Below are 14,756 nucleotides of genomic sequence, written 5' to 3' on the forward strand. Positions count from 1 at the left end.
TATGTCGCTATTTTCGCCACTTTTGCCGATTCCTGCGGGGCGCGGACGCAATAATCATTGCCCAATCAAGGGCTTGGACTGAGAATCTGAGATCGTTTGTAACGTAGTGCGTGCAAAAGCCAGGAATTATTTTCTATGGCGCACTGAAGCAATATGGTCGTAGAGAGGGCGAATTCAATGCGTGAAAAGATGAACAAGATGGCTGGCCTGCCGCAGGCGAGCGCTCCGCGTGTGGCTGGAGTCGCTGCATTGATCGCTGGCGCGGTGATGGCCTTCGGCGCACAGGCGCAATCTGAGACGCATTCCCCCAAGTCCTCCTATCCTGTTACCTCCGCCCAGCGCGCAACCGCACAGCAGGTGGCATCGCGCGGCGTACCCGTGTCCGAGCTCGCTGCCAATGCACCGGACACCTATGTCGTCAAGCGCGGCGACACGCTGTGGTCGATTGCCGGCCTGTACCTCGCCAAGCCCTGGCGCTGGCCCGAGCTGTGGGGCATGAACATGCAGGCGATCCGCAATCCGCACCTGATCTATCCCGGGCAGACGCTGTATCTCGAGAAGTCCGACGGCTTTGCGCGCCTCTCTACGCGCGGCCCCAATGGCGGCGGCAACGAGGTCGTGCGCATCACCCCGCGCACGCGCACCGACAGCGTCTCCAACACGGCGCTTCCCACCATCCAGCAGCACCTGATCGAGCCCTTCCTGGTCGAGCCCGAGGTGCTGGGCGCCGAGGCGATCGAACTTGCGCCGCGCATCGTCGCTGCGGCGCAGACCCGCGCCATCCTGGGCAGCGGCGATCGCGTGTATGCACGCAGCGCCTCCGGCACCCAGCTATCGCTCGAGCCCGGTGACGATCGCACCTTCCGACTCTTTCGCAACGCCATTCCGCTCAAGGATCCGGACACCGGCGACATCCTCGGCTACGAGGCTCAGTATGTGGGCCGCGCGGAGATGGTGCGTGGCGAGACGCAGGACGTCACACCCGACGGCCGCGGCGGCACGAACACCGACCCGGTGCCGGCCACGCTGGACATCGTCTCCGTCAAGGAGGAGGTGCGCGTGGGCGACAGGCTGCTGCCGATGGCGCCGCGCAGCTTCATGAACTACGTGCCGCGCACCCCTTATGACGATGTGAATGCACGCGTGGTTTCGATCTATGGCAGTTCCGCTGTCGGCAATGCCGGTCAGAATCAGGTCGTATCAATCAACCGCGGTGCCGTCGATGGACTGGAACCCGGCATGATCCTGACGGTGCTGACCAAGGGTGAGCGCATTCGCGACAAGACCGATGAAAGCCGTACCATGATCAAACTTCCGAGCGAAGCCAATGGCATGGCCATGGTGTTCCGCACGTTCGATCATGTGTCCTACGTGCTGCTGCTGCAGGTGCGCTATGGCGTGGGCGTCGGCGACCGGCTCGTGAATCCGCAATGACCCTCTTGGTATTTGCACATCCCGCCATGCCCTGAGGGGCACGCAGGAAGGGACTTAATAAAAATAAGGCCCCAGGAAATGCCGGACCGCTTGCGCGACCGGCATTTTCTTTTTGGGAGACCCGACAATGCAGCACGATGAACTCTCCGCATGGCTGCGCCTGCAACTGACACCGGGCGTGGGCAACCCATCGGCACGGCGCCTTCTGGCGGCGTTCGGCCTGCCGCAGCATGTTTTCGAGCAGTCGCTGGGCGCGTTGCAGGCCTGCGTCTCTCGCCACCAGGCCGAGGCACTGCGTATTGAGCCGCCCGCCCTGGGCAAGCAGCTCGACCAGACCCTCCGGTGGCTGGATGCCCCCACGCGCCGCCTCTGCACCCTGGGCGATCCCGACTATCCGCCCGGCCTGCTGGCCATGGAGGATCCGCCGCTTCTGCTGTACCTGGAGGGCGCGCGGCCACTGCTGGTGCAGGGAGGACTGCGCGTGGCGGGCGAGCAGGGGCTTGCGATCGTCGGCTCGCGCAACCCGACGGCACAGGGGCGGGAGAACGCCCGCCAGTTTGCACGCGCACTGCGCGAGGCAGGGCTGTCGATCATCTCCGGCCTCGCCGCAGGCGTGGATGCCAGCGCCCACGAGGGCGCGCTGGCTGCAGACGCCGACCCGTCAACGGCGGCCACCGTGGCGGTCGTTGGAACGGGGCTGGACATGGTGTATCCGCGCGCCCACCAGGAACTGGCCGCGCGCATCGCACACAGCGGCATCGTCGTGAGCGAGTACCCACTGGGCACACCGCCGATCGCGGCCAATTTTCCCAAGCGCAACCGCATCATCTCCGGCCTCTCGATGGGTACGCTGGTCGTCGAGGCCACGCTGGGCTCGGGCTCGCTCATCACCGCCCGGCTGGCGAGCGAGCAGGGGCGAGAGGTGTTTGCCATTCCGGGCTCGATCCACGCGCCGCAGTCCCGCGGCTGCCACGCGCTTCTGCGCCAGGGTGCCAAGCTGGTGGAGACCGCGCAGGATGTGCTCGAGGAACTGCACCTGCTGCGCCAGCGTCCTGTCAGCCCTGCAAAGAGCGGCCAGCTCGAACTGGAAAGCGATGGCACCGAGCGGCTGAGCGGCGTGCAAAAGGAGCTGCTGGCAGCGCTCGGGTTCGACCCCATGGGTCTGGATGCGCTCGTGGCGCGCACGGGGTGGGATGCGGCCACGTTGCAGGTTCAGTTGCTGTCCCTTGAGTTGGAAGGGCATGTGGCGCGGCTTCCCGGCGGCATGTACCAGCGCTTGGCTAGTGGGTGAAAAGGTTTTCGTGGAATGCCGGGGTGAACGAGGCGGGTGACGAATGGACGTCTGGCTCTTGCGGTGAGAGTATTCGTTTTGAGGTGCCTCTGCCTATCCCGGCCATCCGTGATGAACCATCAAAAAAGCCGCCTGAGTGTCACCCAGGCGGCTTCGAGAGCGGGATTGCGTTTGCGCTGGACTCAGAGGCCCAGCATCAGCTTCATGTTCTGCACGGCAGCGCCGCTGGCACCCTTGCCGAGGTTGTCCAGGCGCGCGATGAGCACTGCGTGCCTGTAGCTGTCGCTGCCGTAGACGCGGATCTCGAGCTTGTTGGTGTCCTTGAGCGCCACGGCGTCGAGCTTGCCGTCTTCGGTGGCGGGCAGGACCTGCACCCAGTGGTCGGGCGTGTCGGTCTTTGCATAGTGGGCGGCCAGCGCCTCGTGCAGGTCGGCCACCTTGGGCGAGCCCGGCAGGGTGTCGAGGTGCAGCGGCAGTTGCACGAGCATGCCTTGCGGGAAGTTGCCGACCGAGGGTACGAAGATCGGACGGCGCGACATGCCCGTGTACTTCATGATCTCGGGGATGTGCTTGTGCGAGAGGCCCAGCGCGTACAGCTCGAACGGAGCGGCATCGCCTTGCTCGTAGGCTTCGATCATCGTGCGGCCGCCGCCGGAGTAGCCGCTCACCGAGGGCAGCGCGACCGGATAGTCGGCGGGCAGCAGGCCGGCGTCGACCAGCGGGCGCAGCAGGGCGATGGCGCCCGTGGCGTAGCAGCCGGGATTGGCCACGCGCGTCGCGTTGCGCACGGCGTCGGCCTGGCCGGGAGCGAGTTCCGGAAAGCCGAAGGTCCAGCCCTCGGTCACGCGGTGGGCGGTCGAGGCGTCGATGATCTTGATGGCCTTGCCCGTCGTGCGGGTAACGTCGTCGACCAGCGCCACGGATTCGCGGGCTGCATCGTCATGCAGGCACAGCACGACCAGATCGATGCCTTCGATCAGAGCGCGCTTGGCGGCGGGGTCCTTGCGCAATTCGGGGGCGATGCTCACCAGCTCGACTTGCGGCATGGCTTGCAGACGCTCGCGGATCTGCAGTCCGGTCGTGCCAGCTTCGCCATCGATAAAGACTTTTGCCATGATGTTCTCCAGGGGGCCTGCAATATGAAAGGCTGATAGAGGGATAAGTTATATCCACATTATTGGTGCGCCGCAACATGATACATTTATTAGTTGCCATGCTGATAGAGCCCGCGGCCAGGCACCCTTTTCAGGAGCCGCTGACTCAACCGACAACGTGTTTCTATCACTCCAGAGTGACGGGCGTTGGGGCGGATCGCGCGATCCGCGGAGGTTGAGTCCGCAATCCTGATTGGCGGTCGGGCACCAACCACTTCTCCGAGAGACACCTCATGAAGATTCACGAGTACCAAGGCAAGGAAATCTTGCGTAGTTTCGGTGTGCCCGTCCCCCGCGGCATCCCTGCATTCACCGTTCAGGAAGCTGTCGAAGCAGCTCAGAAGCTGGGCGGCCCGGTCTGGGTCGTGAAGGCGCAGATCCACGCTGGTGGCCGCGGCAAGGGCGGCGGCGTGAAGGTCGCGAAGACCATCGACGACGTGAAGGCACTGGCCGGCCAGATCCTGGGCATGCAGCTGATCACGCACCAGACCGGCCCTGAAGGCCAGAAGGTTCGCCGCCTGTACATCGAAGACGGCGCCGACATCCAGAAGGAATACTACCTGTCCGCCGTGACCGACCGCGCAACCCAGAAGGTTGCGTTCATCGCTTCGAGCGAAGGCGGCATGGACATCGAGGAAGTGGCGCACTCCACTCCCGAAAAGATCATCACCGTGTTCGTGGACCCGCTCGTCGGCTTCACCCAGGCCAACGGCGAAGAGCTGGGCAAGGGCATCGGCATGCCTGCCGATTCGATGGCCCAGTTCATCGACATCTGCCAGAAGCTCTACAAGTGCTACATGGACACCGACGCTTCGCTGGTTGAGATCAACCCGCTGAACCGCGACTCCAAGGGCAACATCATCGCCCTGGACGCCAAGTTCAACTTCGACTCCAACGCCCTGTTCCGCCACCCAGAAATCGTGGCCCTGCGCGACCTGGACGAAGAAGATCCTGCCGAGATCGAAGCCTCCAAGTTCGACCTGGCCTACATCTCCCTCGACGGCAACATCGGCTGCCTGGTGAACGGCGCCGGTCTGGCCATGGCCACCATGGACACCATCAAGCTGTTCGGCGGCGAGCCGGCCAACTTCCTGGACGTGGGCGGCGGCGCCACTCCCGAGAAGGTCACCGAAGCCTTCAAGATCATGCTCAAGAACCCCAAGGTCAAGGGCATCCTGGTCAACATCTTCGGCGGCATCATGAAGTGCGACACCATCGCCACCGGCGTGATCACTGCCTGCAAGGCCGTGAACCTGCAAGTGCCGCTGGTCGTGCGCATGAAGGGCACGAACGAAGAGCTGGGCAAGAAGATGCTGGCCGAATCCGGCCTGCCGATCATCTCCGCAGACACGATGGCCGAAGCGGCCACGAAGATCGTCGCTGCCGTCAAGTAAGCCCTGGAGAGAAACACCATGTCTATCTACATCAACAAAGACACACGCGTCATCACCCAAGGCATTACGGGCAAGACAGGCCAGTTCCACACTGAAAAGTGCCAGGAATACGCGAACGGCAAGAACTGCTTCGTCGCTGGCGTGAACCCCAAGAAGGCTGGCGAGAAGATTTTCGACATCCCAATCTTCGGTTCCGTGAAGGACGCCGCCAAGGAAACCGGTGCGACCGTTTCCGTGATCTACGTTCCACCGGCAGGTGCTGCAGCCGCCATCTGGGAAGCCGTTGAAGCCGACCTCGACCTGGCGATCTGCATCACGGAAGGCATTCCGGTCCGCGACATGCTGGAAGTGCGCAACAAGATGCGCGCCAAGGAAGCCGCAGGCGGCAAGAAGACCCTGCTGCTGGGCCCCAACTGCCCAGGCCTGATCACGCCCGACGAGATCAAGATCGGCATCATGCCCGGCCACATCCACAAGAAGGGCCGCATCGGTGTGGTGTCCCGTTCCGGCACGCTGACCTACGAAGCCGTGGCGCAGCTGACCGAGCTGGGCATTGGCCAGTCGACAGCCGTCGGTATCGGTGGCGATCCGATCAACGGCCTGAAGCACATCGACGTGATGAAGGCTTTCAACGACGATCCAGACACCGACGCCGTCATCATGATCGGTGAAATCGGTGGCCCGGACGAGGCGGAAGCCGCTCGTTGGTGCAAGGACAACATGAAGAAGCCGATCGTCGGCTTCATCGCCGGTGTGACAGCCCCTCCGGGCAAGCGCATGGGCCACGCAGGCGCGCTGATCTCCGGCGGTGCCGACACGGCAGACGCCAAGCTGGCCATCATGGAAGAGTGTGGCTTCACGATCACACGCAATCCTTCCGAAATGGGCCGCCTGCTCAAGGGTCTGCTGAAATAATTTCGTAGCATCTGGGCTTTATTTCGCAAGGGTTTGCGGGCTAAAGTCCTTAAATGCTTACGCATTAATACGCATGACGAGGGCCTTGCGCCCTTCTACACTGCGAACTCCAAAAAGAAACGCCAGCCTGTTTTTCAGGCTGGCGTTTCAATTCATAACAGCGGAGTAACAATGGAATTCCTCAGCACGCCCGATTTCTGGATCGGGCTGGTCAAGATCATCTGGATCAACATCATTCTCTCGGGCGACAACGCCGTTGTCATTGCACTTGCAGCCCGCTCGCTTCCCCCCGAACAGCAGAAGAAGGCCATCATGATCGGCTCGGGCGCCGCCGTGGTGCTGCGCATCGTGCTGACCGTGGTCGCGGCCAAGCTGCTGGAGCTGTCGTTCCTGCAGATCGTCGGTGGCTGCCTGCTGCTGTGGATCGGCTATCAGCTGCTGACGGGCGACGAGGACGGAGAGGGTGAGTCCAAGGGCAACAGCGGCATGCTGGCTGCCGTGCGCACCATCCTGATCGCCGACCTGGTCATGAGCCTGGACAACGTGATTGCCGTGGCTGCCACAGCACAGGGCAACATGGTGCTGCTGATCCTGGGCCTGGCCATCAGCATCCCGCTGGTGATCTTCGGCTCCACGCTGATGATCAAGCTGATGGAGCGCTTCCCCGTCATCGTGGTGCTGGGCGCCGCGCTGATCGGCTGGGTGGGCGGTGAAACCATCGTCAACGACAACATCCTGCACGGCTATGCGCTGGCCCACCCCTGGCTGCACTATGTGGCCGCGGCGGCCGGTGCGGTGCTCGTGGTGGCCGTGGGCAAGTTCGTGAAGGCACGCAACGAATCGAAGACGGTTGCGGCCTGATCGATCTGCTGCCACCCCGTGTGCCCGCCTTGCGGCGGTGCATCTTTCCAAAGGCAAGGCCTCCGCAAGGGGGCCTTGCCTTTTTGCCATGGCTCATTGAATCTCGGGGCAGGCGTCCCTTGGGTGCTGCGCGAGCGCGACAATGGACTGCACGCATGGTGAGGTAAGGGTGTGCCTGCTTGCGTGCCTGAATTGTCAGACGAATGTTAATAAATACTATCAGTTGCGCTTTGTTTCTTTGTGTCGTCTATCATTACGCCCAACCATCCTTTTTTAAGGGGCGTCACATGGCGGTTCGGATGCGGCATGGGCCGGGAGTTCTTCTCTCGAGATCATCGCCATTCCAGGGCTGCCAAGGTGCAGCCGCTGCTCCACCATGATTCATCGGTCTACCGCTTCCCATGAATTCGTCGCATTGACGGATGTTGGACGCGTGCGCGCCAACAATGAAGATGCGGTAGGGGTCAACGAAGTCTCGGGCATGGCCATTCTTGCGGATGGCATGGGGGGCTACAACTCGGGCGAGGTGGCCAGCGCCATGGCCATCGAGTATGTGGACTCGCATGCGGCCCGCATGCTCCAGGAACTGGGCCCCGACGTCACGCCCTCCGAGTTGCGCGAGCTGCTGTACCTGTGCATCAATGGCGCCAACCGCAACATTCTCGAAGTAGCGCTCACCACGCCGCAGCACATGGGAATGGGAACCACCGTGGTGGTGGCGCTGTTCCGGCGTGACCGCGTGCTGCTGGCCCACCTGGGCGACTCGCGCTGCTACCGCCTGCGCGACGGGGCGCTGCAGCAACTCACGCGCGACCATTCATGGCTGCAGGAACAGATCGATGCCGGCCTGCTCACGCAGCAGCAGGCCCAGGAATCCGAATACGGTAACCTGGTCACACGCGCGCTGGGCGTCGAGCCATCGATTCAGATCGACATCGACGAATTCCCGGTGGAGCCGCAGGACCTGTACATCCTTTGCTCGGACGGCTTGACCGACATGATCGGCGACGATGACCTCGCGGCCCTCGCACGGGCACCGACCTCGCTTGCCGACAGGGCGGAGCGCATGGTTCAGCTCGCCAACGCCATGGGCGGCAGGGACAACATCAGCGTTGTTCTGGTCCAGACCGCCGGCGAAAAACACAAACCCATCAAGCCCGGCCTGGTCTCGCGATTGCTGCGCTCATATTGAGCCCGATCTTTGCTAGTAAGAAGGTCACTGCAGGGGCATACTGCCGCCAAGTGACTCTTCGCCCCCATGGCGGAGTGTGCGCGCATGCAGGGATTTCTGGCTGAACAGACAATAATTCTGAAGGAAAAGATCATGCCCAAGATGGTCGTATCGGTTGATGGAGTGGTCATCAAGGAAGTGCCCCTTACCAAGGAGCGCACCACCCTTGGCCGTCGCCCGTACAACGACGTAGTCATCGACAACCTCGCCGTCAGCGGCGAGCACGCACTGGTCCACATGACGGGCGACGACGTGGAAATCGAGGATCTGGACAGCACGAACGGAACGCAGGTCAACGGCAAGGCCGTCAAGCGCCAGAAGCTGCGTAGCGGCGACACCATTGAACTGGGCCGCTACAAGATCCGCTTCATCGACGAAGTGCCGAGTGGCGCGCATGACTATGAAAAGACCATGCTCTTCAAGCCCGGCATGGCGCTGCCCAAGGTTCCCCACTCCCGCCCCGCGCCTCTCTCGGCCACGCCGCTGCAGGCGGACGTGAAGGTGCTCTCGGGCGCGGCTGCGGGCCGCCAGGTCTCGCTGCTCAAGGTCGTCACCACCATCGGCAAGCCCGGCGTGGCCATCGCCTCGATCACCAAGCGCCACCACGGCTTCGTGCTGGCCCACGTGGAAGGCGGCGAACACCCCACCCTCAATGGCGAGGCCATCGGCGACGAGCCCATTCAGCTCAAGGACGGCGACCAGATCGAGATCGTGGGCACGACCATGCTGTTCATTCAGCGCTGAATTAGTCAATAAAAGCTATTAATATCAAGGATTTGATAACAATTTTCGTGCCGAAATTGTTCGTCGTGACACTTCTGCTCGGACAAAATTGTCAATTGTTACGAGTGTGACACCCTTGAAAGACGTTGAATTTACATTTCGTGAGGCACGCGGTGTTAGGCGAAAGTTGGCACGGTTGGTGCTTTAGATAATGCAAGGCTTGGGGCTCTCGGAGTACACCTCAAGTCTCCTGATCCTTCTTTCTTAATGATTCACTCCGGGGAGAACTTGACTATGAAGCGTACTATCCAAAAGGGTTTCACCCTTATCGAATTGATGATCGTTGTGGCGATCATTGGTATTCTGGCTGCTGTGGCACTGCCTGCTTATCAGGACTACACCGTGCGTTCACGCGTGACAGAAGGCTTGAATTTGGCACAACCGGCGCGTGCGATGATCGTGTCTGATGTTTCGTCTCCTGCTGATCTCACTCGTACCAAAGATACTTGGAATGCGCAATCTAGTAGCACGGGTGCCGCCTCTAAGTTTGTCAATACCGTGTTGATGGCTGATGTGGCTGGCGATCAAGTGACGGCTGGGGAAATCACCATCACCTACAACGCAGGAGTTGTTGGTGTTGGTAATGCTGCGAACACACTCGTGTTGACTCCTTGGATCAATAACGGTACCTCTACACGTATCCGTTTGGGTACAGCATTGGCTGCTGGCACCTCCGGTACTGTTGATTGGTCCTGCCAATCGTCGACCAACGCTGCCGCCACAGCACAAATTGGCCAAGCTGGTACAGCCGGTTCACTGCTCGCAAAGTATGCGCCTGCGCAATGCCGTTGATATTTCACCTGGTTGCGAGACTGGGTAAATAGATAAATGAATAAAAGGATTCCGATTTGCCGGAATCCTTTTTTTTTATGAATAATCGTTTTAAGGCTGCTGGTAAAGCAGCATTAGTCCATTTGGGAATCAGTTTAATTATTGCGAGCTCTATCGCGATATTTTCATTGATGTTTTGGTTTCCTAGTCCATACTTAAGAATTTCTGGAGGGCTACATTTATTCCTGATACTGATCACCGTTGATATTCTATGCGGCCCCCTTATTACAGCCATTGTATTTAATCCAAAAAAAAACAAGAAAGAATTATGTTCTGATTTTGGTGTGATTTTCATTATCCAGATCATCGCTCTTGCTTATGGATTATATGTGCTTTCCGCTGCGCGCCCTGTTGCTGTAGTTTTTGAATCGGATCGTTTTGTGTCCGTTTCGGCGGCTCAAATTGATAAAGATCTGCTACCCTTGACATTAGAGAAATATCGCTCTTTGCCTTGGTCTGGGCCAATACTACTAAGTACGCGCAGTCCCAAAGATGGGAATGAATTTATCAAGAGCATTGAATTGTCGATGAGGGGGATTGAACCAAGCGCTAGACCTGACTGGTGGAAAGAGTACGATAGCGATAGGGCCAGCGTGATGTCAAAAATGAAAAGGCTGGATGATCTCTACTCGCGAAGTCCTGAAGAAAGTAAAAATATTATAAGAAAATCATTGAAATCTTTGGGGGTGGAAATAAAGGATGCTACATATTTGCCGTTGGTTTCTTCGAGAGAATTAAATGGGGCAATCGTTATCCTTGACAAAAAAGCAAATGTTATTGGATTTTCTGAGGTAAATGGATTTCTCTGAGAATCTAATCAGATAATTTGGTCTTTAATAATTTACATGAATAGTTTAATCAGTATGAGCATGCCAGTAAAAAAAAATAAAAAATGGCTAATTTTTTTGCTCGTAGTGATATTGCTGAATATTCCTAATTTATCCACATGGGAACGCTTTCAGTATCCAGAAACATATTTCTTTGAATTGTTTGAGAGAGTGTTGAAATGTGGGTTGTTAAGTGTTATTTTTCTCTCTTTATTTTCAAAGCCATGGATGGCTTGGGTAGTTAATTGGTCACTTTTTTTATGGTGGATGCCATTTTCTTTGGCCGCAAGAGAACTGACAGGATCGTCGATTACAGCCAATCTTGTCGCTACTGCTTTAGCAAGCAGTCCTGGGGAAATTAAAAGCCTTCTCCTTTCGCTGTCTATATACTGGATTCTGATATTCTTTTTTTGGAATGCATTATGCTTGGCATTCTTTTATTTTCTTTGGAGTAGAAAGAATTGGCAATGGGAAAATTCAGTGCGAATCAAATGCATCATCCTCAGTGTATTGATGCTGCTGATTCCATATATTTTTTTGGGGAAATCATCTGAATTTTCCTTGGGAAATAATATTCATGGTGGTTTAGTCGATAAATTCATAGAAGAGGATCGCTGGAATGGGTTTGAAAGTGATCTCATAACTGCATTCCCATATGAATTACCATTATCTATTGCGCATTACTTTAAAGCGAAAGCTGTTGTTAATTGGGCTCGGGAGAAAAAGGGAATTGTAGAGCCTGAAATCAAACTAAGGATGCAGGAGAATGCTCCTGAAGTTATTGTGCTTGTGATTGGTGAATCATCCTCTCGAAATGCTTGGCATCTATTTCATAAAGAGGCGCCTGAAACAACTCCTCGACTCTCAAAACGAGCACAATTTGATGATGGGCTATTAATTTTTGGGAACGTAGTTGCTCAGGCTACAGCAACTAGACAAGCTGTACCTTCCATCTTAACCAACCAACCCCTTATTTGGCCTGATGGCAAGGCTAATATACACGCGACTCCTTCAATAGTTTCAATGGCAGGAAAAGCTGGCTATGAAACAGCATGGTTCTCTAATCAAGCAGCTATTGGTCAATATGATGGGATCATAGCAGCCTACGCTGAAGAGGCAAATAAGCGTGCATTCTTAAATCCTTCAAGTTTTACTAGGCAAGGAACTTACGATAATGTGTTATTGAATCCAATGACTATTGCATTAAATGAGGGGGAGAAAAGTTTTATTGTTCTTCATACTTTGGGAAGTCATTTTCAATTTCTACATCGATACCCTTCTGGATTTGGCCCATTTCCTATGAGTGAAGAAATAACACAAACGTACGCGAATAGTATTGCCTATACAGATCAGTTTGTTGAAAGCGTTATTGCGGAACTCGAGGAAAAGGGGCGGCGGGCAGTAATGATTTATGTTTCAGATCATGGACAGGCTTTACCAAGCAAATCATGTGGTACGACTGATATAAATCGCTTTGGAGCAGAGGCGTATGAGATCCCTGTAATTATATGGCTTAGTCAGCAATATCGAGAGGTTAACGGGGATGCTTTTCACGCTCTTAAAAAAAATATCAATGGCATTTACACAAGTTCCTCCGTATTCGGAACTATCGTGAGAATGATAGGAGTGGATGGATTGCGTAAAGATGAGTCTGGTATTAAAAGCTTTTTTGATAGAACAGATAAAAATACTCCGCAAATGGTTATTTCACCAGCTCAGAGGGAAGTCAATTTTTCTTCGGCAGTACAGAGAGATTCATGTTTTATTGGGAAGTAAGGCACTGTAAGCAAAATGAATATTGCTGCGTTTAATCTAATTTTTGTCACGTTCTTCTTGTCTGGATGTGCTGCATTGATATATCAGCTAGTGTGGCAGCGCTATCTTTTTACAGGATTAGGTGTTGATATTGATTCCGTGACTCTTATTGTCTCTTCATTTATGTTGGGAATCGGTATTGGTGGCTCTGTAGGAGGGTGGCTGGCTGATAGATTTCCAAGAAAAAGACTAGTAATCTATGCCTACGCGGAATTGCTCCTCTCAATATTTGGAGCATTCAGTCCGTTGATTTTTGGTGGATTTCAAATTCTAGGTGCCTTGGGTTGGCCATATGCTATGGTTAGTGGGGCAGCGATCTTGCTCGTTTTGCTGCCTACGGTGATAATGGGATCTACATTGCCACTCCTTACTGTATATTTTGATGATGCATTTGAAAATATTGGGGTGTCAGTTGGGAAACTGTACTTTTCTAATACCTTGGGCGCAGCTTTGGGTGCTTGGTTATCTGCGTGGGTGCTATTCCCTATGTGGGGATTGAATAATAGTGCAAAAATAGCTGCGTCAATTAATATTTTATGCTTTGTGTGTGTGCTAGTGGCGGCTCGGCTGGATGTTAATAGTTTTGAAACTAGGAAAACGATTGGGGGTCGGGGATGAATGCAGCACGCTTTATTAGTTTTTTTACAGGTTTTATAAGCCTTTCTCTGGAGATCGCATGGGTGCGGTTGTATGGTTATGCCAATATGAGTACCCCTAAGGCTTTTGCTTATGTTTTAATTGTTTATCTAATTGGTATTGCTGTTGGTGCAGAAGTTGGGAAGCGTATTTGTGGGAGGTTGAGCAATTCTTCAATCAAGCAATCTATTATTTGGATTTTGGCAATTGCCTCTCCTATTGTTATTGTCTCTCCTTGGTTGTTTTATCATTCTCAGATTGCGGCAATTGATAATCTGGCTGTTCCCTGTATTATTGTTATTAATGCTGCAAGCCTTGCCGTCTTGTTCCCCATTACTCATCATTTGGGTGTTGCCGCCAATTTTGGGGGAGGGGCAAACAAAGGAGTGCACTTCTCCAGAGTATATTTGTTGAATGTTCTGGGGGCAGCATTGGGCCCCCTGGTTACGGGTTATATACTATTCGATTATTTCTCGATTGGACAAATATTTGGATTGCTAGGATTTTTTATTGCTGTAGTTGCCATTGTTACTTTCTTTGTTTTTTCTGGGAGAGGGGGAGGGAGATCATTGGCTCTTTTGCCTGTGTTAATTGGCAGTATTGGCGCTCTAGTTCTGCTTCAAACCTACTGGAAAGACCCACATTCGCTCGTGAGTAAATTTGCTATTACAAACGATCAACCTGTTATAAGAGTTCATGAAGGGCGACATGGGATTATTACGATTACAGAGGCAAAATCGTTGAACAAGAATAATCAACGAATTACTGATAATGTGGTGTACGGAGGGAATGTATATGATGGAAAAACAAATGTTGATCTGGAATTGAACTCCAATGGATTAGAGCGACCCCTTGCTCTTCATGTATTAAATCCTAATGCCAAGCGAATTCTAGTTTTAGGGCTTTCTATCGGTTCTTGGCTTACCGTCGTGGAAGGATTCCCAGGGGTGGAAGCTATTGATGTAATAGAAATCAACTCTGGCTATTTGGAGTTGGCTGCATTGTATGGTCCGCAGCGTAGAGCATTGCAGGATTCGCGTGTTAGTGTTCATGTGGATGACGCACGACGATGGTTGAAATTTAATCCTGAAAAAAAATATGACTTGATATTGATGAATACAACTTGGCATTGGAGAGCTAATGCTGCAATGCTCTTATCCAAGGAGATGATGGAGTTGGTTGGAAAACATCTAACTGATAAAGGTGTACTTGCTTTCAATGCGACGGGATCAATCGACGCATTTTATACTGCTACACAGGTTTTTCAGCAGGCGAGAAGGTATGAGAATTTTATCTATGCTGCAAACTGGAATCCTTTTAGTGCTGCAGAGAATTCAGATGCATGGGGTGTGCTGAGTAGAGTGGAGGTTGATGGGAAGCCTGGGTTTCCCCCTGAGACAAAGAAAATATATGAATTTTCTAAAAAACCCTTCTATAAAATAGAGGGTGATTTAATTGGCCTGGATAGAATGCCAGAAATGATCACCGATGATAATATGATCGTGGAGTATAAATATGGTCGAAAAATTCAATTTTAATTATTATTGTGTGTCTTGATTTTTTTGTGATCGGATTATTGGTAAT

13 protein-coding genes are annotated in these 14,756 nt (G+C 54.4%); 12 read left to right on the plus strand and 1 reads right to left on the minus strand.

Annotated features, from left to right (window positions below):
* Nucleotides 1-177 precede the first annotated feature (177 nt).
* The gene (locus tag H9K76_RS21475; RefSeq protein ID WP_425489634.1) at nucleotides 178-1,434 is read left to right on the plus strand and encodes a LysM peptidoglycan-binding domain-containing protein; all 1,257 of its coding nucleotides are present in this window, start codon (nucleotides 178-180) and stop codon (nucleotides 1,432-1,434) included.
* Between the two features lie 127 nt (nucleotides 1,435-1,561).
* Complete coding sequence (gene dprA, locus H9K76_RS21480) at nucleotides 1,562-2,725, plus strand: DNA-processing protein DprA (RefSeq protein WP_187597286.1); 1,164 nt, start codon at nucleotides 1,562-1,564, stop codon at nucleotides 2,723-2,725.
* Nucleotides 2,726-2,907: 182 nt separating this feature from the next.
* Here dprA and argC read toward each other — a convergent pair whose 3' ends face one another.
* Nucleotides 2,908-3,840, minus strand: coding sequence for an N-acetyl-gamma-glutamyl-phosphate reductase (argC, locus tag H9K76_RS21485; RefSeq protein ID WP_187597287.1), 933 nt, complete (start codon nucleotides 3,838-3,840; stop codon nucleotides 2,908-2,910).
* A gap of 272 nt (nucleotides 3,841-4,112) precedes the next feature.
* On the opposite strand from argC, the gene sucC reads away from it, so the two are divergent.
* From sucC to H9K76_RS21535, 10 genes are all read left to right on the plus strand, one after another.
* Nucleotides 4,113-5,273 carry an ADP-forming succinate--CoA ligase subunit beta gene (gene sucC, locus H9K76_RS21490; RefSeq protein ID WP_187597288.1) on the plus strand — a complete coding sequence of 387 codons (1,161 nt, stop codon included), beginning with the start codon at nucleotides 4,113-4,115 and terminating at the stop codon, nucleotides 5,271-5,273.
* Between the two features lie 18 nt (nucleotides 5,274-5,291).
* Entirely contained in the window at nucleotides 5,292-6,188 is an 897-nt protein-coding gene (sucD, locus tag H9K76_RS21495) for a succinate--CoA ligase subunit alpha (protein ID WP_187597289.1), read from the plus strand.
* Between the two features lie 171 nt (nucleotides 6,189-6,359).
* Nucleotides 6,360-7,049, plus strand: a complete 690-nt coding sequence (locus H9K76_RS21500; protein ID WP_187597290.1) for a TerC family protein — start codon at nucleotides 6,360-6,362, stop codon at nucleotides 7,047-7,049.
* A gap of 376 nt (nucleotides 7,050-7,425) precedes the next feature.
* Complete coding sequence (locus H9K76_RS21505) at nucleotides 7,426-8,241, plus strand: Stp1/IreP family PP2C-type Ser/Thr phosphatase (RefSeq protein WP_187597291.1); 816 nt, start codon at nucleotides 7,426-7,428, stop codon at nucleotides 8,239-8,241.
* 132 nt (nucleotides 8,242-8,373) lie between these two features.
* The gene (locus tag H9K76_RS21510; RefSeq protein WP_187597292.1) at nucleotides 8,374-9,024 is read left to right on the plus strand and encodes an FHA domain-containing protein; all 651 of its coding nucleotides are present in this window, start codon (nucleotides 8,374-8,376) and stop codon (nucleotides 9,022-9,024) included.
* 273 nt (nucleotides 9,025-9,297) lie between these two features.
* Nucleotides 9,298-9,855, plus strand: a complete 558-nt coding sequence (locus H9K76_RS21515; RefSeq protein WP_187597293.1) for a pilin — start codon at nucleotides 9,298-9,300, stop codon at nucleotides 9,853-9,855.
* A 77-nt stretch (nucleotides 9,856-9,932) separates the two neighbouring features.
* On the plus strand, nucleotides 9,933-10,703 hold the full coding sequence (locus tag H9K76_RS21520) for a hypothetical protein (RefSeq protein ID WP_187597294.1): 771 nt from the start codon (nucleotides 9,933-9,935) through the stop codon (nucleotides 10,701-10,703).
* Nucleotides 10,704-10,763: 60 nt separating this feature from the next.
* Nucleotides 10,764-12,497, plus strand: coding sequence for a phosphoethanolamine transferase (locus H9K76_RS21525; RefSeq protein ID WP_187597295.1), 1,734 nt, complete (start codon nucleotides 10,764-10,766; stop codon nucleotides 12,495-12,497).
* A 15-nt stretch (nucleotides 12,498-12,512) separates the two neighbouring features.
* A complete protein-coding gene (locus H9K76_RS21530; RefSeq protein ID WP_187597296.1) occupies nucleotides 12,513-13,154 on the plus strand; it encodes a spermidine synthase family protein in 642 nt (213 codons plus the stop codon).
* Nucleotides 13,151-14,710: a spermine/spermidine synthase domain-containing protein gene (locus H9K76_RS21535; RefSeq protein WP_187597297.1), complete on the plus strand. Its 1,560-nt coding sequence runs from the start codon at nucleotides 13,151-13,153 to the stop codon at nucleotides 14,708-14,710. The genes H9K76_RS21530 and H9K76_RS21535 overlap by 4 nt, the downstream gene beginning before the upstream one ends.
* Nucleotides 14,711-14,756: the final 46 nt, after the last annotated feature.

The sequence above is a fragment of the Diaphorobacter ruginosibacter genome (assembly GCF_014395975.1).
GTDB lineage: Bacteria > Pseudomonadota > Gammaproteobacteria > Burkholderiales > Burkholderiaceae_C > Diaphorobacter_A > Diaphorobacter_A ruginosibacter.